This window comes from Streptomyces sp. MMG1121, assembly GCF_001280015.1.
Classification (GTDB): Bacteria; Actinomycetota; Actinomycetes; order Streptomycetales; family Streptomycetaceae; genus Streptomyces.
This window is the reverse complement of record NZ_LGDV01000038.1, coordinates 293,295-311,851: the sequence shown is the minus strand read 5'-3', so window position 1 is coordinate 311,851 and position 18,557 is coordinate 293,295. Positions and strand designations below refer to the sequence as shown.

General features: G+C 71.0%; 19 protein-coding genes and 1 pseudogene. 12 read left to right on the top strand and 8 right to left on the bottom strand.

Annotated elements, in window-relative coordinates; all coding sequences use genetic code 11:
• Nucleotides 1-26 precede the first annotated feature (26 nt).
• From ADK64_RS06300 to ADK64_RS06245, 12 genes are all read left to right on the top strand, one after another.
• The gene (locus ADK64_RS06300) at nucleotides 27-599 is read left to right on the top strand and encodes a GNAT family N-acetyltransferase (RefSeq protein WP_053655867.1); all 573 of its coding nucleotides are present in this window, start codon (nucleotides 27-29) and stop codon (nucleotides 597-599) included.
• Between the two features lie 139 nt (nucleotides 600-738).
• Nucleotides 739-822 carry a putative leader peptide gene (locus ADK64_RS48610; protein ID WP_324614365.1) on the top strand — a complete coding sequence of 28 codons (84 nt, stop codon included), beginning with the start codon at nucleotides 739-741 and terminating at the stop codon, nucleotides 820-822.
• 126 nt (nucleotides 823-948) lie between these two features.
• Nucleotides 949-2,646, top strand: a complete 1,698-nt coding sequence (locus tag ADK64_RS06295) for a nitrite/sulfite reductase (protein ID WP_053655865.1) — start codon at nucleotides 949-951, stop codon at nucleotides 2,644-2,646.
• On the top strand, nucleotides 2,643-2,825 hold the full coding sequence (locus ADK64_RS06290; RefSeq protein ID WP_053655863.1) for a hypothetical protein: 183 nt from the start codon (nucleotides 2,643-2,645) through the stop codon (nucleotides 2,823-2,825). The genes ADK64_RS06295 and ADK64_RS06290 overlap by 4 nt, the downstream gene beginning before the upstream one ends.
• Complete coding sequence (locus ADK64_RS06285) at nucleotides 2,822-3,532, top strand: phosphoadenylyl-sulfate reductase (protein ID WP_053655861.1); 711 nt, start codon at nucleotides 2,822-2,824, stop codon at nucleotides 3,530-3,532. The genes ADK64_RS06290 and ADK64_RS06285 overlap by 4 nt, the downstream gene beginning before the upstream one ends.
• Nucleotides 3,533-3,558: 26 nt before the next feature.
• Nucleotides 3,559-4,095: an adenylyl-sulfate kinase gene (gene cysC / locus ADK64_RS06280; RefSeq protein WP_053656020.1), complete on the top strand. Its 537-nt coding sequence runs from the start codon at nucleotides 3,559-3,561 to the stop codon at nucleotides 4,093-4,095.
• Nucleotides 4,092-5,036 (top strand): sulfate adenylyltransferase subunit CysD, encoded by a 945-nt coding sequence (cysD, locus tag ADK64_RS06275; protein ID WP_053655859.1) that lies wholly within the window; start codon nucleotides 4,092-4,094, stop codon nucleotides 5,034-5,036. The genes cysC and cysD overlap by 4 nt, the downstream gene beginning before the upstream one ends.
• A 2-nt stretch (nucleotides 5,037-5,038) precedes the next feature.
• Nucleotides 5,039-6,373, top strand: coding sequence for a sulfate adenylyltransferase subunit 1 (locus tag ADK64_RS06270; protein WP_053655857.1), 1,335 nt, complete (start codon nucleotides 5,039-5,041; stop codon nucleotides 6,371-6,373).
• Between the two features lie 223 nt (nucleotides 6,374-6,596).
• Nucleotides 6,597-7,709, top strand: coding sequence for an aliphatic sulfonate ABC transporter substrate-binding protein (locus tag ADK64_RS06260; RefSeq protein ID WP_053655853.1), 1,113 nt, complete (start codon nucleotides 6,597-6,599; stop codon nucleotides 7,707-7,709).
• 35 nt (nucleotides 7,710-7,744) lie between these two features.
• Nucleotides 7,745-8,524, top strand: a complete 780-nt coding sequence (locus ADK64_RS06255) for an ABC transporter ATP-binding protein (RefSeq protein ID WP_053655851.1) — start codon at nucleotides 7,745-7,747, stop codon at nucleotides 8,522-8,524.
• On the top strand, nucleotides 8,511-9,389 hold the full coding sequence (locus ADK64_RS06250) for an ABC transporter permease (protein WP_053655849.1): 879 nt from the start codon (nucleotides 8,511-8,513) through the stop codon (nucleotides 9,387-9,389). The genes ADK64_RS06255 and ADK64_RS06250 overlap by 14 nt, the downstream gene beginning before the upstream one ends.
• Nucleotide 9,390: 1 nt before the next feature.
• Nucleotides 9,391-10,137 (top strand): sirohydrochlorin chelatase, encoded by a 747-nt coding sequence (locus ADK64_RS06245; RefSeq protein ID WP_053655848.1) that lies wholly within the window; start codon nucleotides 9,391-9,393, stop codon nucleotides 10,135-10,137.
• Nucleotides 10,138-10,195: 58 nt separating this feature from the next.
• On the opposite strand, the gene ADK64_RS06240 is transcribed toward ADK64_RS06245, so the two are convergent.
• The 8 genes and pseudogenes from ADK64_RS06240 to ADK64_RS06205 form a co-directional block, all read right to left on the bottom strand.
• Nucleotides 10,196-10,492: a hypothetical protein gene (locus tag ADK64_RS06240; protein ID WP_053655846.1), complete on the bottom strand. Its 297-nt coding sequence runs from the start codon at nucleotides 10,490-10,492 to the stop codon at nucleotides 10,196-10,198.
• A 621-nt stretch (nucleotides 10,493-11,113) separates the two neighbouring features.
• Nucleotides 11,114-11,785, bottom strand: coding sequence for a DsbA family protein (locus tag ADK64_RS06235; RefSeq protein ID WP_053655844.1), 672 nt, complete (start codon nucleotides 11,783-11,785; stop codon nucleotides 11,114-11,116).
• Nucleotides 11,786-11,828: 43 nt separating this feature from the next.
• A complete protein-coding gene (locus tag ADK64_RS06230) occupies nucleotides 11,829-12,881 on the bottom strand; it encodes a ketopantoate reductase family protein (protein ID WP_053655842.1) in 1,053 nt (350 codons plus the stop codon).
• 33 nt (nucleotides 12,882-12,914) lie between these two features.
• On the bottom strand, nucleotides 12,915-13,463 hold the full coding sequence (locus ADK64_RS06225; protein WP_053655839.1) for a DUF1697 domain-containing protein: 549 nt from the start codon (nucleotides 13,461-13,463) through the stop codon (nucleotides 12,915-12,917).
• A gap of 519 nt (nucleotides 13,464-13,982) precedes the next feature.
• The gene (gene mgt, locus ADK64_RS06220) at nucleotides 13,983-15,188 is read right to left on the bottom strand and encodes a macrolide-inactivating glycosyltransferase (protein WP_053655833.1); all 1,206 of its coding nucleotides are present in this window, start codon (nucleotides 15,186-15,188) and stop codon (nucleotides 13,983-13,985) included.
• A gap of 323 nt (nucleotides 15,189-15,511) precedes the next feature.
• Nucleotides 15,512-16,800: pseudogene (locus ADK64_RS06215) on the bottom strand (ABC transporter substrate-binding protein).
• Entirely contained in the window at nucleotides 16,800-17,633 is an 834-nt protein-coding gene (locus tag ADK64_RS06210; RefSeq protein ID WP_053655831.1) for a carbohydrate ABC transporter permease, read from the bottom strand. The pseudogene ADK64_RS06215 and the gene ADK64_RS06210 overlap by 1 nt, the downstream one beginning before the upstream one ends.
• Nucleotides 17,630-18,541 carry a carbohydrate ABC transporter permease gene (locus tag ADK64_RS06205; protein WP_053655829.1) on the bottom strand — a complete coding sequence of 304 codons (912 nt, stop codon included), beginning with the start codon at nucleotides 18,539-18,541 and terminating at the stop codon, nucleotides 17,630-17,632. Before ADK64_RS06205 ends, ADK64_RS06210 begins: the two co-directional genes overlap by 4 nt.
• Between the last annotated feature and the right edge of the window lie 16 nt (nucleotides 18,542-18,557).

Below are 18,557 nucleotides of genomic sequence, written 5' to 3'. Positions count from 1 at the left end.
GGCGGCGGGATGGTTCCCTGGCCCCCATGAGCAGTGTCCCTGTCACCACCTGGTCCCTGGAGCAGACGTCCCCTGCCGACCTGCTGCCCGCCGCCCTGCCCGAGGGCGAAGTCCGGATCGTCCGCGCCGAGGTCCCCTCCCCCGAGTTCAGCCGCTTCCTGTACGCCTCGGTCGGCGGCGACATCCGCTGGACCGACCGGCTGGGCTGGCCGTACGCCCAGTGGCAGGAGTACCTGGAGCGGCCCGGTACGGAGACCTGGGTGGCCTACGACCGCGGCACGCCGGCCGGCTACGTGGAGCTGGAGGCGCAGGACGAGGGAGTGGTGGAGATCGTCTACTTCGGCCTGATCCCGGCCTTCCGCAGCCGGCGGATCGGCGGTCATCTGCTGTCGTACGGCACGGCCCGTGCCTGGGACCTGGCCGAGCGGTGGCCGGGGCGGGCGCCGACGAAGCGGGTGTGGCTGCACACGTGCAGCAAGGACGGCGAGTTCGCCATGGACAACTACCAGCGGCGCGGCTTCCAGCTGTTCGACACCAAGGTCGAGCTGGAGCCGGAGGTGGCGGCGCCGGGGCCGTGGCCCGGGGCGCACTCCGGCTGATACCCCGCGCGGCATTCCGGGACAAGCCTTCCGGCGGCGCATGTGAGCGACAACACCTGCGTTCCACATTTCGGGACAAGGATGTCCGCATGATGGATAAAGCTGGACTGTGTCCAGAACGCCGTGACACGCTTCCGTCATGTCCGGAACTGGAATTGCCTTGGTGGGTCGGCGACACGTCGACCTCGGCCGCATGTCCAGCGCCATCTGTCCGGCGAGCTGAGCCCACCAGCACCGCCGCACCTCCCCGTACCTGATTTCTGCCGCGCAATGATGCGCAACCATGCCCGCATGCGCTTGTATGCGCAGGTCAGAGAATCTTTCCGCCTGTCCGAAGGACGTAGAAACCATGGCCGCCACCCCACAGAACCCCGACGCCTCCGCGCCGCGCCGCAAGGTGAGCCGTCACCGCGGCGAGGGTCAGTGGGCTGCGGGGCACTTCACTCCGCTCAACGGCAACGAACAGTTCAAGAAGGACGACGACGGTCTCAATGTGCGGACACGCATTGAGACGATCTACTCCAAGGGCGGTTTCGACTCGATCGACCCCAACGACCTGCGCGGCCGGATGCGCTGGTGGGGGCTGTACACCCAGCGCAAGCCCGGGATCGACGGCGGCAAGACCGCGATCCTGGAGCCGGAGGAGCTGGACGACGAGTACTTCATGCTGCGTGTGCGCATCGACGGCGGTGCGCTCACCACGCGGCAGCTGCGGGTGATCGGCGAGATCTCGCAGGAGTTCGCGCGCGGCACGGCGGACATCACCGACCGGCAGAACGTCCAGTACCACTGGATCCGGATCGAGGACGTACCCGAGATCTGGGAGCGGCTGGAGGGGGTCGGACTGTCCACCACCGAGGCCTGTGGCGACACGCCCCGCGTGGTCCTCGGTTCCCCGGTCGCCGGGATCGCCGCGGACGAGATCATCGACGGCACCCCCGCCATCGAGGAGATCCACCGTCGGATCGTCGGCAACAAGGCGTTCTCGAACCTGCCCCGCAAGTTCAAGTCCGCGGTCTCCGGCTCGCCGCTGCTGGACGTCGTGCACGAGATCAACGACGTGGCGTTCGTCGGCGTACACCACCCCGAGCACGGCCCGGGCTTCGACGTGTGGGTCGGCGGCGGTCTGTCCACCAACCCCAAGCTGGGTGTGCGGCTCGGCGCCTGGGTGCCGGTCGACGAGGTCCCGGACGTCTACGAGGGCGTCATCTCGATCTTCCGTGACTACGGCTACCGCCGGCTGCGCACCCGCGCCCGCCTGAAGTTCCTCGTCGCCGACTGGGGCGCGGAGAAGTTCCGGCAGGTGCTGGAGGACGAGTACCTCAAGCGCAAGCTGACCGACGGACCGGCGCCCGACCACCCGGCCCAGCAGTGGCGTGACCACATCGGTGTGCACCGGCAGAAGGACGGCCGGTTCTACGTCGGTTTCGCGCCGCGTGTCGGCCGGGTCGACGGCGCCACCCTGACGAAGATCGCCGACCTCGCCGAGGCCCACGGCTCCGGACGGGTGCGCACCACCGTCGAGCAGAAGATGATCGTCCTCGATGTGGCGCAGGACCAGGTCGAGTCGCTGGTCGAGGGCCTGGAGGCGCTGGACCTCACCGCCCGGCCGTCCACCTTCCGGCGCGGCACCATGGCGTGCACCGGCATCGAGTTCTGCAAGCTCGCCATCGTCGAGACCAAGCAGCGCGGCTCGACGCTGATCGACGAACTGGAGCGCCGTCTGCCGGACTTCGACGAGCCGATCACCATCAACCTCAACGGCTGCCCCAACGCCTGCGCCCGCATCCAGGTCGCGGACATCGGTCTCAAGGGCCAGCTGGTCCTCAACGACCAGGGCGAGCAGGTCGAGGGCTACCAGGTGCACCTGGGCGGCGCGCTCGGCCTGGAGGCCGGTTTCGGCCGCAAGGTGCGCGGTCTGAAGGTCACCTCGCAGGAGCTGCCCGACTACGTCGAGCGGGTCCTGAAGCGCTTCCAGGCGGAGCGTGAGGACGGCGAGCGGTTCGCCACCTGGGCCGCCCGCGCTTCCGAGGAGGCGCTGTCGTGACCGAGCGCGCCGCGCCTTTCTACTGCCCCTACTGCGGTGACGAGGACCTGCGTCCGCACGAGCAGGGTCACGGCGCCTGGGAATGCGGGGCGTGCAACCGCGCATTCCAGCTGAAGTTCCTCGGGCTGCTCGCCCGGGGGCTGCAGCGAGCCGACAACGGAGGGGACGACCGGATATGACGACGGCCCGGAAAGACCGTGCGGCCGAGGAGTTGAAGGCGCTCGCCGAGCAGGCGGGCCGGGACCTGGAGGACGCCTCCGCGCTGGAGATCCTCCGGTGGGCGGTCGACACGTTCGGCACGACGTTCTGCGTCACCTCCTCGATGGAGGACGCCGTGGTCGCCCATCTGGCCTCCCGCGTGCTCAAGGGCGTGGACGTGGTCTTCCTGGACACCGGCTACCACTTCCCGGAGACCATCGGCACCCGCGACGCCGTCGAGGCCGTGATGGACGTCAACGTCATCACGCTCACGCCGAAGCAGACGGTCGCCGAACAGGACGCCGAGTACGGCCCCAGGCTGCACGACCGCGACCCCGACCTGTGCTGCGCGCTGCGCAAGGTCAAGCCGCTCGAAGACGGCCTGAAGGGCTATCAGGCATGGGCGACCGGCCTGCGCCGCGACGAGTCCCCGACCCGGGCGAACACCCCGGTGGTCGGCTGGGACGAGAAGCGGCAGAAGGTCAAGATCTCCCCGATCGCCCGCTGGACGCAGGACGACGTGGACGCCTACGTCGCCGAACACGGCGTCCTCACCAACCCGTTGCTGATGGACGGCTACGCCTCCGTCGGCTGCGCACCGTGCACCCGCCGGGTCCTCGCGGGCGAGGACGCGCGGGCCGGCCGCTGGGCGGGCCGCGCCAAGACCGAGTGCGGGCTGCACGGATGACGACCTTCGAGAAGCAGGAGAACCACGTGACCACCGGAGCCACCGTCTGGCTCACGGGTCTGCCGAGTGCCGGCAAGACCACCATCGCCTACGAGCTGGCCGGCCGGCTGCGCGGCGAGGGCCACCGCGTCGAGGTGCTCGACGGCGACGAGATCCGCGAGTTCATCTCGGCGGGCCTCGGCTTCAGCCGCGAGGACCGGCACACCAATGTGCAGCGCATCGGCTTCGTCGCCGAACTGCTGGCCCGCAACGGCGTCACGGCGCTGGTCCCGGTGATCGCGCCCTACGCGGACAGCCGGCACGCGGTGCGCAAGCGCCATGACGAGAACGACACGGCGTACATCGAGGTGCATGTGGCCACTCCGGTCGACGTGTGCTCCGTACGCGATGTGAAGGGCCTGTACGCCAAGCAGGCCGCGGGCGAGATCAGCGGGCTGACCGGCGTGGACGACCCGTACGAGGAGCCCGAGTCGCCCGATCTGCGGATCGAGTCCCACAACCAGACGGTGCAGGAGTCCGCGGCGTCCGTGTACGCCCTGCTGAGCGAGAGGGGACTGGCATGACCACGGTCGCCAAGGTCAGCGGGGGCGACGAGGGCACGGACAGCCCGTACGCCCTCTCCCACCTGGACGCCCTCGAGTCCGAGGCCGTGCACATCTTCCGCGAGGTGGCGGGCGAGTTCGAGAACCCGGTGATCCTGTTCTCCGGTGGCAAGGACTCCATCGTCATGCTGCACCTCGCGCTGAAGGCGTTCGCCCCGGCCGCGGTGCCCTTCTCGCTGCTCCATGTGGACACGGGACACAACTTCCCCGAGGTTCTTGAGTACCGGGACCGTGTGGTGGCCGCACATGGGCTGCGCCTCCATGTGGCCTCGGTCCAGGACTACATCGACCGGGGTGTGCTGAAGGAACGTCCCGACGGCACCCGTAACCCGCTCCAGACGCTGCCGCTGACGGAGAAGATCCAGAGCGAGAAGTTCGACGCCGTCTTCGGCGGCGGACGCCGGGACGAGGAGAAGGCCCGCGCCAAGGAGCGCGTGTTCTCCCTGCGCGACGAGTTCTCCCAGTGGGACCCCCGCCGCCAGCGCCCCGAGCTGTGGAACCTGTACAACGGCCGGCACGCGCCCGGCGAGCACGTCCGTGTCTTCCCGCTGTCCAACTGGACCGAGCTGGACGTCTGGCAGTACATCGCCCGCGAGGACATCGAGCTGCCGCAGATCTACTTCGCGCACGAGCGCGAGGTGTTCCAGCGCAGCGGGATGTGGCTGACCGCCGGCGAGTGGGGCGGTCCGAAGGACGGCGAGAGCGTCGAGAGGCGGCTCGTGCGCTACCGGACCGTCGGTGACATGTCCTGCACGGGCGCCGTCGACTCCGACGCCACCACGCTGGACGCCGTGATCACCGAGATCGCCGCCTCCCGGCTCACCGAGCGGGGCGCGACCCGAGCGGACGACAAGATGTCCGAGGCCGCGATGGAAGACCGCAAGCGCGAGGGGTACTTCTAGCCATGAGCACGACCACGACCGAGGCGCTCTCGGCCACCACCCTGCTGCGGTTCGCCACCGCCGGCTCCGTCGACGACGGCAAGTCCACTCTCGTCGGGCGGCTGCTGCACGACTCCAAGTCGGTCCTCACCGACCAGCTGGAGGCCGTGGAGCGGGCCTCCGCGAGCCGCGGCCAGGACGGCCCGGACCTCGCCCTGCTCACGGACGGCCTGCGCGCCGAGCGCGAGCAGGGCATCACGATCGATGTGGCCTACCGCTACTTCGCCACGCCTCGGCGGCGCTTCATCCTGGCCGACACGCCCGGACATGTGCAGTACACCCGCAACATGGTGACGGGTGCCTCCACCGCCGAACTGACGGTGGTCCTGGTCGACGCCCGCAACGGCGTGGTCGAGCAGACCCGCCGGCACGCGGCGATCGCCGCCCTGCTGCGCGTCCCGCACGTCGTCCTCGCGGTCAACAAGATGGACCTCGTCGGGTACGCGGAGAAGGTGTTCGCCGCGATCGCCGAGGAGTTCACGGCGTACGCGACCGAGCTGGGCGTCCCCGAGGTCACCGCGATCCCGATCTCGGCGCTCGCCGGTGACAACGTGGTGGAGCCGTCCGCGAACATGGACTGGTACGGCGGACCGACCGTGCTGGAACACCTGGAGACCGTGCCCGTCAGCCACGACCTGGCGCACTGCCACGCCCGGCTGCCCGTGCAGTACGTGATCCGGCCGCAGACCGCCGAGCACCCGGACTACCGGGGCTACGCGGGCCAGATCGCGGCCGGCACCTTCCGGGTCGGCGAACAGGTCACGATCCTGCCGTCCGGCCGGACCACCCGGGTCTCGGGCATCGACCTGCTGGGCACTTCGGTCGACGTGGCGTGGACGACGCAGTCGGTGACCGTTCTGCTGGAGGACGACGTCGACGTCTCGCGCGGCGATCTGATCGTGCCGACGAAGGACGCGCCGGCCACCACCCAGGACGTGGAGGCGACCGTCTGCCACGTGGCCGACGCGCCGTTGACCGTCGGGCACCGGGTGCTGCTCAAGCACGGCACCCGCACGGTGAAGGCGATCGTGAAGGACATCCCGTCCCGGCTCACGCTCGACGATCTGTCCCTGCACCCGCACCCCGGACAGCTCGTCGCCAACGACATCGGCCGGGTGAAGATCCGTACCGCCGAGCCGCTGCCGGTCGACGCCTACGCCGACTCCCGCCGCACGGGCTCCTTCATCCTGATCGACCCGAGCGACGGCACCACGCTGACCGCGGGCATGGTCGGCGAGTCGTTTGCGGCCCCGGAACCGCTCAATGACCGGGCCGACGAGGACGGTTGGGACTTCTGAGGATGAACCCACCGGACTTCTACTCGACGTTCGCGAAGGAGGGCGGCCGCGTCGGCAGCGGCGCCCTCGGCAGCGGCCAGGGCGGAGTGGCCCGATGTGTGCGCTGACGTACGCGCACCGCTCGCGCGCCCGCACCCCCCACCGCCGTAGACGAAGACCTGCCGACCTCCCGGCCACGACCTGAAAGCCCGTGACCGCCGGGCCAACGAGAGGAACACCTCCCGTGCCTGCCAATCTCCGCTCCAAGCTCTTCCGTCGCGGAATAGCCGCGCTCGCCGCGCTCCCCCTGCTCACCCTGGCCGCCTGCGGCTACGGCTCCGAGGCCAAGAGCGACGACACCGCCAAGGTCGCCGCCGGGGCCAAGAAGATCGACGGCCTCGGCTCCGTGAAGATCGGTTACTTCGGCAACCTGACGCACGCCACCGCGCTGGTCGCCAACCAGAAGGGCTTCTTCCAGAAGGAGCTGGGCGCGACCAAGGCCTCGTACGCGGTCTTCAACGCCGGACCGTCCGAGATCGAGGCGCTGAACTCCGGATCCATCGACATCGGCTGGATCGGCCCCTCCCCCGCCATCAACGGCTACACCAAGTCGGACGGCAAGAGCCTGAAGATCATCGGCGGTTCGGCGTCCGGCGGGGTGAAGCTGGTCGTCGACCCCAAGAAGATCTCGTCCCTGAAGGACGTCAAGGGCAAGAAGATCGCCACCCCGCAGCTGGGCAACACGCAGGACGTGGCGTTCCTGAACTGGGCGGCGGACCAGGGCTGGAAGGTCGACGCGCAGAGCGGCAAGGGTGACGTCACGGTCGTCCGCACCGACAACAAGATCACTCCGGACGCGTTCAAGTCCGGCTCCGTCGACGGCGCCTGGGTGCCGGAGCCGACCGCGTCGAAGCTGGTCGCCGAGGGCGGCAAGGTACTGCTCGACGAGTCAACGCTGTGGCCGGACAAGAAGTTCGTGATCACGAACATCATCGTCCGGCAGGCCTTCCTCAAGGAGCACCCGAAGGCGGTGGAGGCCGTCCTGAAGGCCTCGGTCGAGGCGAACAAGTGGATCAACGCCAACCCGGACCAGGCGAAGGCGTCCGCGAACGCGCAGCTGGCGGCGGACTCCGGAAAGGCGCTTCCGGCGAACGTCCTGGACCCGGCCTGGAAGTCGATCCAGTTCACCGACGACCCGCTGGCCGCCACCCTCGACACCGAGGCGGAGCACGCCGTGAAGGCCGGTCTGCTGCAAAAGCCCGACCTGAAGGGCATCTACGACCTCACGATCCTCAACAAGGTCCTCAAGTCCGAGGGCGAGAGCACGGTCGACGCGGCCGGTCTCGGCACGAGCTGACGCAGGTCTCGACCAGTCCCCAGGAGGTGACGACCATGGCCACGACTCTCGCCAAGGCCGCCGAGTCGACCAAGTACGCGGCACGCCTTGAGCATGTCTCGAAGTCCTTCGCGACGCCGGGCGGGCAGCAGCTCGTCCTGGACGACATCAGCATCGATGTCGCTCCGGGCGAGTTCGTCACCCTCCTGGGGGCGTCGGGCTGCGGCAAGTCCACGCTGCTGAACCTGGTGGCGGGGCTCGACCGGCCCACCGCGGGGGCCATCACGACGGACGGGCGCCCGGCCCTGATGTTCCAGGAGCACGCGCTCTTTCCGTGGCTGACGGCCGGCAAGAACATCGAACTCGCCCTGAAGCTCAGGGGAGTTCCGAAGCCGGAGCGGCGTGAGCGGGCCGAGGAACTGCTCGCCCTGGTCCGGCTGCAGGGTGCGTACGGCAAGCGCGTCCACGAGCTGTCGGGCGGTATGCGCCAGCGTGCGGCACTGGCCCGCGCACTCGCGCAGGAGAGCAACCTGCTGCTGATGGACGAGCCGTTCTCGGCGCTGGACGCGATCACCCGGGACGTGCTGCACGACGAGCTGACCCGGATCTGGGCGGAGACGGGCGTGTCCGTGCTGTTCGTCACGCACAACGTGCGCGAGGCGGTGCGGCTCGCGCAGCGGGTCGTCCTGCTGTCCTCCCGGCCGGGCCGGATCGCCCGCGAGTGGAGCGTCGACATCGCACAGCCGCGGCGCATCGAGGACGCTCCCGTGGCCGAACTGTCCCTTGAGATCACCGATGTACTGCGGGGGGAGATCCGCCGTCATGGCCAGCACTGAGACGACGCCGGCTCAGGATGCCGGGAGCGTCGAGGCCGGCCTCGACGCGCTGGAGACCACCACCAGCGGCCGGCCTCCGTTCCGGCAGACCTTCGTCAACAAGATCCTGCCGCCGATCGTCGCGATCGCGGTGGTCCTGGCGGCCTGGGCCCTGCTCTACCCGGTCGTCGACAACCCGGCCAAGCTGCCTTCGCCGGCGGCCGTGGGCGCCGAGTTCAAGGACGCCTGGCTGAAGGGCACCCTGCTCGACTACATCTGGACCAGCGTCTCGCGCGGCCTGCTCGGCTTCGCCTTCGCCCTGGTCATCGGCACCCCGCTGGGTCTGGTGGTGGCCCGGGTGAAGTTCGTGCGCGCGGCCATCGGCCCGATCCTGTCCGGTCTGCAGTCGCTGCCGTCGGTGGCGTGGGTGCCGCCGGCCGTGATCTGGCTGGGGCTGAACAACTCGATGATGTACGCGGTGATCCTGCTCGGCGCGGTCCCGTCCATCGCCAACGGCCTGGTGTCCGGTGTGGACCAGGTGCCGCCGCTGTTCCTGCGGGCGGGCCGCACGATGGGCGCGACGGGGATCAAGGGCATCTGGCATGTCACCCTGCCGGCCGCGATGCCCGGCTATGTGGCGGGGCTGAAGCAGGGCTGGGCGTTCTCGTGGCGTTCCCTGATGGCGGCGGAGATCATCGCGTCGTTCCCCGACCTCGGCGTGGGCCTCGGCCAGCTGCTGGAGAACGCCCGCACGGCCAGCGACATGGCCATGGTGTTCGAGGCCATCCTGCTGATCCTGTTCGTCGGCATCGCGATCGACCTGCTGATCTTCAGCCCGCTGGAGCGGTGGGTCCTGCGCAGCCGCGGCCTGCTGGTGAAGAGCTGACATGCGCGCCCCGGTCGGCCCCGTCCTCGTGGTGATCGCCCACGGCAGCCGCGATCCGCGGCACGCCGCGACCGTGCACGCCCTCGTGGAGCGCGTGCGGTCGCTGCGGCCGGGGCTGCGGGTGGAGACCGGGTTCCTCGATTTCAACGTGCCGTCCGTGCACGGGGTGCTGCAGTCGCTGGCGGCAGAGGGCGTCCGCGACGTCGTCGCGCTGCCGCTGCTGCTGACGCGGGCCTTCCACGCGAAGGCCGACATCCCCGCCGTCCTGCGGGAGGCCCCGGCACGGCTGCGGATCCGGCAGGCGGACGTGCTCGGCCCGTCTCCGCTGCTGCTGCGGGCCCTGGAACGGCGGCTGTACGAGGCCGGGCTGACGCCCGCCGACAAGTCCTCGACCGGGGTCGTGCTGGCCTCGGCGGGATCCTCCGACCCGGAGGCGATCGCAGTGATCGCCGATATCGCGCGGGAGTGGTGGCACACCGGTTGGTGCGCCGTGCGGCCTGCGTTCGCCTCCGCATCTCTTCCGCGCACCGAGGACGCCGTGGCCGAGCTGCGCGCGCTCGGCTGCGACCGGGTCGCCGTCGCGCCGTACGTCCTGGCCCCCGGCTTCCTGCCGGACCGCATCGCACGCGGCGCGGCCGGGGCGGACGTACGGGCGGATGTGCTGGGCCCGGCGCCGGAGGTGGCACGGGTGCTGCTGGAGCGCTACGACGCGGCCCGCCGGCCGGCGCTGGCGGCGCTGGGCGCCTGAGCGCGGCCGCCCGGCGCGGGGGCCGTCCGGGACCCCGTGGCGGCGGGACCCCGGCCGGTCACACGCTGAGCGCGTGCGCGAGCTGCTGGACGCAGGTGAGGCTCCGGGTGCCCGCGCCCGCCACGATGGCGACCGCGTCCAGTGAGGAGCGGATCCGGCCGAGGTTGGGCGGCAGGCCGTCCTCCGCGGACAGGGCCAGCTCGCGCTGGATGACCTGGCCACGCTCGATGTGCCCCGGATACTCGACCCGAAGTGCCTCGGTGAACTGGTCCGCGACGGCCATGAGGGTTGCCAGATCGGGCGAGCCGTCGCCGAGACCGATGCGGACGTAGCCGCCGTGGTTGTAGGTGCTCATGCCTGTCCTCGCTTCTGGCTCGAAAGAGCCGTGGGGGGAGCTGGGGGTGAGGGACCGCTGTGACGTTACCGACGTCGCGGGGGTGCTTGTGAGGCCGTTCGGCGCCGTCGCGGGTCCGAGCCGGGCGGATGACGGCCCGGGCGGTCCCGATGCCGCGGAATGGGCCGAAAATCGCCACCCATCCGGGTGAGCGGCGTGCGTTGACCAGGCCTCGGACGCCGGTGACGCGGGGTACCGGGTGCGGGCCGCGCGGCCGGTGCCGGGGCGCGGGCGGAGGGCGGCCGGGCGGGTGCCGGGGCACCGCGTCCGTGGGTACGGCACGTCCGTGGGGCACGGCGGCGGCGCGGGTGCCGTCCTGCCGATGCTGTCCGCTGCGCTCATCCGTCGTCCCCCTCCGGCCGTTCACGCTCCCGAGCCTAGGGACAAGCGGAAGAATGTGGCGCGAGGTTGGGCGAGCGGGGCCACCGGGAGGCGGGGACGTGGTACAGGGCACCGGGTCCGGCGCTCCCCTGTGACGTCGGACCCGGTGGCTCTTCGTTCTGCGCCGGGTGCGGCGCCCGTGTCACAGACGAGACGGACTCCGGGCGCCACAGGGGCAGTTATCGGCCAACTGCCCGTGCATCAGTCGAAGCGGAGGGCGCCGGTGCGGGTGCGCTTGAGTTCGAAGAGGTCGGGATGGCGGGCCAGCACCCGGAAACTGTCGAAGAGTTCGGCCGCCTCGGCACCGCGCGGCACGGCCCGCAGCACCGGCCCGAACCACACCGTGCCGTCCACGTGAATCGTGGGGGTGCCGACATAGCCGCCCGTCTCCGGCTCGGTCCCGGCCACGTGGCTACGGCGTACGGCGTCGTCGTACGCCGGGTCGTGGGCGGCGGCCGCCAGCTCGGCGGGGAGTCCGAGTTCGGCCAGCGACTCGGCGATCACCTCGTCGAAGTCCTTCGTCTCGCGCTCGTGGATCCGGGTGCCGAAGGCGGTGTAGAGGTCGCGCAGCACCCCCTCGCCGTGCTGTGCGGCAGCGGCCACGGCGACCCGCACGGGGCCGATAGAGCGGTCCACCAAGTCCCGGTACCAGTCCGGGAGTTCGTTGCCGATGTTGTGCAGGTACAGGCTCATCGCCCGGAACCGGAGGTCGAGCGGGCGCAGCCGTTCGACCTCCAGGAGCCAGCGGGAGGTGATCCAGGCGAAGGGGCAGGCCGGGTCGAAGAAGAAGTCGACCCGGGTGCGGGCGGGCTCGGCGACAGTGGCGGTGGCGGTGGCGGTGGCAGCCACGCTTTCGGTGTCCGTGTGCGTCATGCTAGTGACGCTAGTCGGTCATTGGGGCTGAATCCCGGCCCATTCACTCCCTCTCTTCTTGGCCCAATTGGCTTGTTTCCCATCCTGATCCGGTTGCTTCGGCGGCATCGGCCCTGCGCACCAGCTCCGCGACCGGCATCGAGCCCGCGGCCCGGTGCTCGCGCGCGAACCGGTTGGCGAGTCGCTGGAACAGTTCGTTCAGCGGGGTCGGTACGCCGTGCAGCCGGCCGAGCAGGACGATCTCGCCGTTGAGGTAGTCGGCCTCGATGGTGCCGGTGCCCCGGGTCAGGGACTGCCAGGAGGAGCCGCCCCCGCGCGGGGCGCCGAGCGGTACCAGGGTCACCTTGTCGCCGCGCGCGGCACGCTGTTCCCCGGTGCTCGCGTACGCGATGCCGGCGGCGTCGAGCACGGCCTCGCCCTCGGCGCGCACGCGCGCGTACAGCGCCTGGGCCGCCTCGCTTTCGCGGGTTCCGGTCAGCGCCTCAATGGCGTTGCTGAGGTTGGCGAGCAACTTCGCGTACTGCCAGCGGGCCACGTCCGGCACGACCGGCGCTTCGAAGTGGGCGTCCGCCAGGTCGCCGGCGATCCGGCGGGCGGTGTCGTCGGTGCCGTGCGGCAGCCGGCCGAGGTGCAGGATGCCGGTGAGCGGGGTGCCCGCGGCGGAGACGACGCCGGGCTCCACGAAGGTCGAGGGCAGCCAGACGCAGACGCCGTGCACGTGCCGGAACCGGCGCAGGGCCAACCGCCCGCTCTCCACGCCGTTCTGCAGGCACACGAGCGGCAGTCGGCCGCCCGCCGTGCCGCCGCCCGCGACGGGTGCCTCGGCCCAGGCCTCCAGCGCGGAGACGGTGTCCTGGGTCTTGACGGCGAGGACGAGGACGTCGTCGGCGCGCAGCTCACCGAGCGGTCCGGGCCCGTCGACGGCGGGCAGCCGGTACGTCAACTCCCCTTCCGGGACCCGTAGTCGGAGTCCGTGCGCGGCCAGCTCCGACAGGTGCTTGCCGCGTGCCACGAGGACGACCTCGCGCCCGGCCTGGGCGAGCCGCCCGCCGGCGGTCCCGCCGACCGCTCCCGCCCCGATGATGATGTAGCGCATGGGCTGAGCCTCGCACAAGCGTACCTGGTCCCGTCACTCTTCCGAAGACGTCAACTCCACCAGCTTGACCACCGTGTTCCAGTTGCGGCTCGTGGCGATCAGCCCCTTGGCCGGCCGGCGGGCCAGCCTCTCGGCGAGCTTGGAACGGCCGAGGCCGTCGGGGGCGTAGAGGTACAGACAGCGGTCGCCGAGCCGGAACTCCTCGGGCAGATGGGCGGCCTGGTCGATCTCCGCGAAGCGGTCCGGGGCGACGGGCATGGAGAAGTACGTGACGTGCAGTTGCCTGGCCTCCAGGTCGGCGGCCGGGAACGGGCAGGACTCGACGACGGCCGTCAGATAGCCGTGGTCGCGCACGAGCACGTCGACCGGGAAGCCGAAGCGCTCCTCGATCGCCCCGCTCAGCTCCGCCGCCAGCGACTCCTCGTCGCCGCTGTCGGTGGTGAAGACGGCCTGGCCGCTCTGCAGATAGGTCCGTACACCAGTGTGGCCGAGGCCGGTCAGAAGGGTGCGCAGGTCGGCCATGGGCACCTTCTTGCCGCCGCCGACGTTGATTCCGCGCAACAGAGCCGCATAGGTCGTCATCCAGCCAGCCTAGAGGGGCCGTCGTGCCCCGTGGGGGCGGGCACGACGGCCGGGCCCGCGCAGGGCGGGTTGCGCGAAACTCTGGCCGATCGGCGGGGCCGGAGCAACCTCTGCACGCAGCTGTGACTTGTTCAACAAGTTTTCGTAATCACAAAACGGCGCGCTGGCGGCGGAACGGACATCCCTCGTCCCGGCGGTACGGCCACGCGCAGTGCTGCTGCTCGCGGTTCTGCACGCGGCGGCCCGGACCCCGCGACCCGCCCCCGGAGCAGACGCGGAGGTGACGGCAAGGGGCGGGCACCGTATACGAGGAGGCGGACCGTCACGGGAGCACGGCGGTGCGGGTGCCGGCGTGCTCACCACGGCCGGTGTCCGTGAAGCACACGGGCATCGGCCCGGCAGGAGGGCGAACGGCCGCCGGTCCGACCCGGTCCGCCGCCGACGGCCCGTCGACGCCGGGGTGTCAACGGGCCCTGTCGGCGTGAGGCGCGGGGGCGACCGGCCAGGAGGCCGGGCGGCCTACTCCCCTCTGCCTTGCGGCAGTTCGGCCTCGATGAGATCTGCCGCCCGGTGGGTGCCACCCTCCTGGGCCATCTCGGCCTGGATCGCCTTCAGACGGCGGGCCGCCTCCGGGTCGTCCACCAGGGCGAGGGCGGCCTCGCGCAGGCGGTCGGCGGTGGCCTCCTCGGTGTCCAGCCTCCGGGCGACGCCGAGGGCCGTGAGCACGTCGGCGTTGCCGAACTGGTCGGCGGCCTGCGGTACGGCGATCATCGGTGTGGCGGTGGCCAGTCCCTCCTGGCTGCCACCGGCGCCCGCGTGGGTGACGAACAGGTCGGCCTGCCGCAGGATCGCCAACTGCGGTACCCAGTCGTGCACTTCGACGTTGGCCGGCACGTCACCCAGGTCGGCGGCGGACACATGGCGGCCGACCTGGAGCACCAGGTGCCAGCCGGGCAGATCCCCGAAGGCGCGGACACACTCGCGGTAGAAGCCGGGCTGGTTGGTGAAGGCCGAGCCCAGGGACACCAGCGCGACCCTGTCGACGCCGGCCGGCCGCTGCCAGTCGCCCTGCTCGGCGCGGTCGCCCTGGCAGGCGCCGACGAAGGTGTGAACGCGCTCGTCGACCCGGTCGGCATTCGGCTGGAGGGCCTTGGGGATGAGGACGATCGAGCGGTCCGGGCGGCCGGCGAACGGGTCCGGGTGCCGGGTGATCCCGTTCTCGGTCAGCCACGCCTCGAACCGGGCGTAGTACGCCTGCCCGCGCGCGGTCTTTTTCGGTTCCGCCCACATCGGCTCGGCGACCTCCTTCTCGTACCCCTCCCAGGCGACGAGGTTCGGCGAGAGGGAGATCGCCGGGACGCCCCAGCGGTGGGCGAGGACGCGGGCCGGATAGGAGGCGATGTCGTGCAGTACGAGGTCGGGCTCGTCACCCGCGTAGGCGTCGATGAGCTGCGGGAGTGCCTGGATGGCGTCCGCGAGGAACGGTTCCACGTTGTCCAGGAGCGTCGTCCCCCAGGCCGACGGGTCGGCGCCGGGTCCGGGCAGCGTGGAGGTGTACGGCACGGGCCGGGCCCCGGTGGCGGCCACCTTCTCGGCGAACACCGGCGGGATGGCGTACGTGACCCGGTGCCCCCGGGCGACGAGTTCCCGGATCACCTCCAGGCTGGGGTTCACGTGGCCGTGCTGGGCGATGGAGAACATGGCGATGTGTGCGGGGCTGGTCATGCACCCGAGGCTAGGCGAGACGATACGTATCGTCCAATGTGTTTTCCGCCCGCCTGATAGCGGGTGGACCGGGGCCCGGCTGCTCTACGGGCAGACCACCCCCGCCCTGTTCCGCGGAGATCTCTTCACGCACCCGGGCAACGGTCCCGCACTCACCGGCGACGACCTGGTCGAACCCACCCTGGGGCCGAGGAACTGTTCCGCCGGATCTCCTGCGGCAGCGGGCCGGAGCGGGACTCCGTCACCCGCCCCGGCGCGCTGGAGGCGCCGCGTCCTCGACTGGAGTGAGGCGCGGCGAACTCCCACACTCCCCTGCCCCCCGCTCAGCGCTGGTAACGGGCCAAGACCAGATTGCCGTCCTTCTCCAGGCGTCTGCGCAGCTCGGCGAGGCCGATCGCACCGCTGTAGTACTCCTGGAAGGCCGGGGTGGCCACCTTGTCCTTCCACTCCGGGTAACCCCGGACGGACTGGGCGGGCGCCGGGCGGAGGTGGCCGGCGAGGGCCGTGCCGGTCGACCAGCCGTACTTCCCGGTGTGCAGGGCGGGGTCCTTCAGGGCCTGGGTTCCGGTCGGCAGCATCCAGTCCCCGAGGGCGAGGCGGACCATGTTCTTCGGCCGCAGCAGGAAGTCGAGGAACGCGGCGGCCTCCTTCTTGTGCGGGCAGTCGGCGGAGACGGACAGGGTCTGCGGGCTGACGCCCTGGGCGAGCCCGGCAGCACCGGCCGGGGCGGGCAGCACCTCCCAGCGGAAGCCCTTCGGGGCCTGCTGCACGATCTGCTGCCGGTACGAGAAGCCCAGCGGGACCATCGCGTACCGGCCGGCGAAGAAGCCGGGCAGCGTGTCCGAGCCGCCGCTGCCGAGCGTCGAGGCGGGGGCGCTGCGGTCGAGGGCGACCTGGTCGTGAACCGTACGGGGGACGACCGCGTCGGCGTCGGTGAAGCGCACGGCGACCTTGCCGTCCGCGCCCCGCCGGAAGAGCTGTCCGCCCGCCGACAGGGACAGGTTCAGCGTGGCGGAGACAGGCTCCTTGAGCGGCCAGGCCACGCCGTACGCCCCGGGCCCGCCGAGCCTCTTCGTGATCCTCCGGAACTCCGCCCAGCTCCAGGGGTGTTCGGGAGTGGGAACGCGCACCTTCGCCTTCCCGAGCCAGGTGGCGTTGGCGATCAGCACCCGGGGTTCCTGGAGGAACGGCACGCCGTAGATACCGCGCCCGAAGGTGGCCGCGTCCCAACTGCTCCGCGGAATCTCCGACGTGAGCCGGGCCGGCAGCAGGCCGGTCAGGTCGGCGAGGTAGCCGCCGTACGCGAAGTCGGCGAGGTCGTCGGAGGCGTCGTGGATGACGTCCGGGGCCTCTCCGCCCTCGAAGGAGGTGAGCAGCTGGTCGTGCACGCTGTCCCAACTGCCTTGGACGTACTCGACCTTCACGTCGGGGTGGGTCGCGTTCCACTCCTTCACCAGGGCCTTGTTGGCGGCGACGGACTCCTGCTGCCAGGCGAGGGACAGAAAGCGGAGGGTGACCGGGCCGCCGCCCCGGTGCCCCGGTGCCCCGGTGACGAGCAGCCCGCGAGGAGCAGCACGGCGGCGAGGAGGGACATGATCGTCCGGGGCCGCATCAGCTCTTCACCGCCCCGGAGAGCAGGCCGGCCGTGATCCGCCGCTGGACCAGTGCGAAGACAGCCAGGGAGGGCAGCGTGGCGAGGAACGCGGCCGCGGCCAGCGGGCCGAGGTCGGCCACGCCCTCGGCGCCGATGAAGTGGGTGAGGACGACCGGCAGGGTCTGCTTGCCCGGGCTCTTGAGCAGCACGAGCGCGAAGAAGAACTCGTTCCACGCGGTGACGAACGCGAACAGCGCCGTCGCCGCGATGCCCGGCGCCAGCAGCGGCACCGTCACCGACACGAGGATTCTGAGCCGCCCGGCACCGTCCACAGCCGCGGCCTCCTCCAACCCGGCGGGGACCGCCCGCACATGGCCCACGAGCATCCACAGCGCGAACGGCAGCGCCCACACGACGTACACCACCACCAGGCCGGCCAGGGAGTCGACGAGCCGCAGGTTCTTCAGCACCAGGAACAGCGGGATGATCACCAGCACGAAGGGGAACGCCTGGCTGACCACCACCCACCCCGTGGCGGCCCTGGTCAGCCGGGTGCGGTGGCGGGCCATCACGTACGCCATCGGGGTCGCGAGCAGTACGGCGACGGCGGCGGTCGCGAGTGCCACCAGCAGGGAGTTGAGGGCGGCGTGCGCGAGCGGCTGCTCCTGGAAGGCCTGCCGGACGTTGACCAGGGTGGGATGGCGCGGGATCCAGGCCGGATGCAGACTGGCCAGCTCGCGCGGTGACTTGAGCGCGGTGGACAGCAGCCACAACAGCGGGAAGGCGAGGAAGACCAGATAGCCGAGCAGGGCGGCGTACTGCCCGGCGCGTGCAGCACGGCGGGTCCTCATGCGTCCGCACCTCCCCCCAGCCGGCCGGCCAGGAACACCGCGAGCAGTACCGAGACCACGGCGACGAGCACGCATCCCATGGCCGCCGCGTACCCGAACTGGCCGTAGCGGAAGGCCTCTTCGTAGGCGAACAGCATGGGCAGCCGGGTCTTTCCGCCGGGGCCGCCGTTGGTGAGCACGTAGACCAGGGCGAAGGAGTTGAGGTTCCAGATGAGGTTCAGCGCGGTGATGGCGAGGGCCACCGGTCTGAGCGCGGGCCAGGTGACCGCGTGGAAGCGGCGCCAGGCGCCCGCGCCGTCCACGGCGGCCGCCTCGTGGAGTTCGCCCGGTACGTTCTGCACTCCGGCGAGCAGGGCAACCGTGGTCTGCGGCAGACCGGCCCAGACGCCGACCACGATCACCGCGGGCAGGGCCGTGGCCAGGCCGCTGAGCCAGTCGCGCCCGTCGCCGAGGCCGAGGTCGCGCAGCGTCTCGTTGAGGACGCCCGCGTCCGGGTTGTAGACGAGCCGCCACATGATGCCGACGACGACCTCGGGCATCGCCCAGGGCACGATGGCGAGGGCGCGGGCCGCCCAGCGCAGCCGTAGGTCCTGGGCGAGGAGCAGGGCGAGCCCGAGCGCCAGCAGGAACTGGGGGACGGTCACGCCCACCGCCCAGACCAGTCCGATCCGGAACGACTCCCAGAACAGCGTGTCGTGGAGCAGGTCCTGGAAGTTGAGGGCGCCGATCCACCGGGTGGCCTGGGTGCGGCCGGACTGGGCGTCGGTGAACGCCAGCAGGATGCCGTACAGCAGCGGGCCCACGCTGAACAGCAGGATGGGAATCAGGGCGGGCAGGACGAGGAACCAGGCACCGCGATCAGCGGCACGGCGACCGCTCGGCCGTAACACTTCAACCACTGATGTCACGAAATCAGCCCCTTTG

Excerpts from the sequence above, each read along its gene's own strand:
- cysD (WP_053655859.1), top strand. The coding sequence starts at position 4,092 with ATGACCACGGTCGCCAAGGTCAGCGGGGGCGACGAGGGCACGGACAGC.
- ADK64_RS48610 (WP_324614365.1), top strand. The coding sequence starts at position 739 with ATGTCCGGAACTGGAATTGCCTTGGTGGGTCGGCGACACGTCGACCTC.
- ADK64_RS06295 (WP_053655865.1), top strand. The coding sequence starts at position 949 with ATGGCCGCCACCCCACAGAACCCCGACGCCTCCGCGCCGCGCCGCAAG.
- ADK64_RS06235 (WP_053655844.1), bottom strand. The coding sequence starts at position 11,785 with ATGACGCACACGGACACCGAAAGCGTGGCTGCCACCGCCACCGCCACC.
- ADK64_RS06270 (WP_053655857.1), top strand. The coding sequence starts at position 5,039 with ATGAGCACGACCACGACCGAGGCGCTCTCGGCCACCACCCTGCTGCGG.
- ADK64_RS06255 (WP_053655851.1), top strand. The coding sequence starts at position 7,745 with ATGGCCACGACTCTCGCCAAGGCCGCCGAGTCGACCAAGTACGCGGCA.
- ADK64_RS06250 (WP_053655849.1), top strand. The coding sequence starts at position 8,511 with ATGGCCAGCACTGAGACGACGCCGGCTCAGGATGCCGGGAGCGTCGAG.
- ADK64_RS06285 (WP_053655861.1), top strand. The coding sequence starts at position 2,822 with ATGACGACGGCCCGGAAAGACCGTGCGGCCGAGGAGTTGAAGGCGCTC.
- ADK64_RS06225 (WP_053655839.1), bottom strand. The coding sequence starts at position 13,463 with ATGACGACCTATGCGGCTCTGTTGCGCGGAATCAACGTCGGCGGCGGC.
- ADK64_RS06245 (WP_053655848.1), top strand. The coding sequence starts at position 9,391 with ATGCGCGCCCCGGTCGGCCCCGTCCTCGTGGTGATCGCCCACGGCAGC.
- mgt (WP_053655833.1), bottom strand. The coding sequence starts at position 15,188 with ATGACCAGCCCCGCACACATCGCCATGTTCTCCATCGCCCAGCACGGC.
- ADK64_RS06230 (WP_053655842.1), bottom strand. The coding sequence starts at position 12,881 with ATGCGCTACATCATCATCGGGGCGGGAGCGGTCGGCGGGACCGCCGGC.
- ADK64_RS06210 (WP_053655831.1), bottom strand. The coding sequence starts at position 17,633 with ATGAGGACCCGCCGTGCTGCACGCGCCGGGCAGTACGCCGCCCTGCTC.
- ADK64_RS06300 (WP_053655867.1), top strand. The coding sequence starts at position 27 with ATGAGCAGTGTCCCTGTCACCACCTGGTCCCTGGAGCAGACGTCCCCT.
- ADK64_RS06240 (WP_053655846.1), bottom strand. The coding sequence starts at position 10,492 with ATGAGCACCTACAACCACGGCGGCTACGTCCGCATCGGTCTCGGCGAC.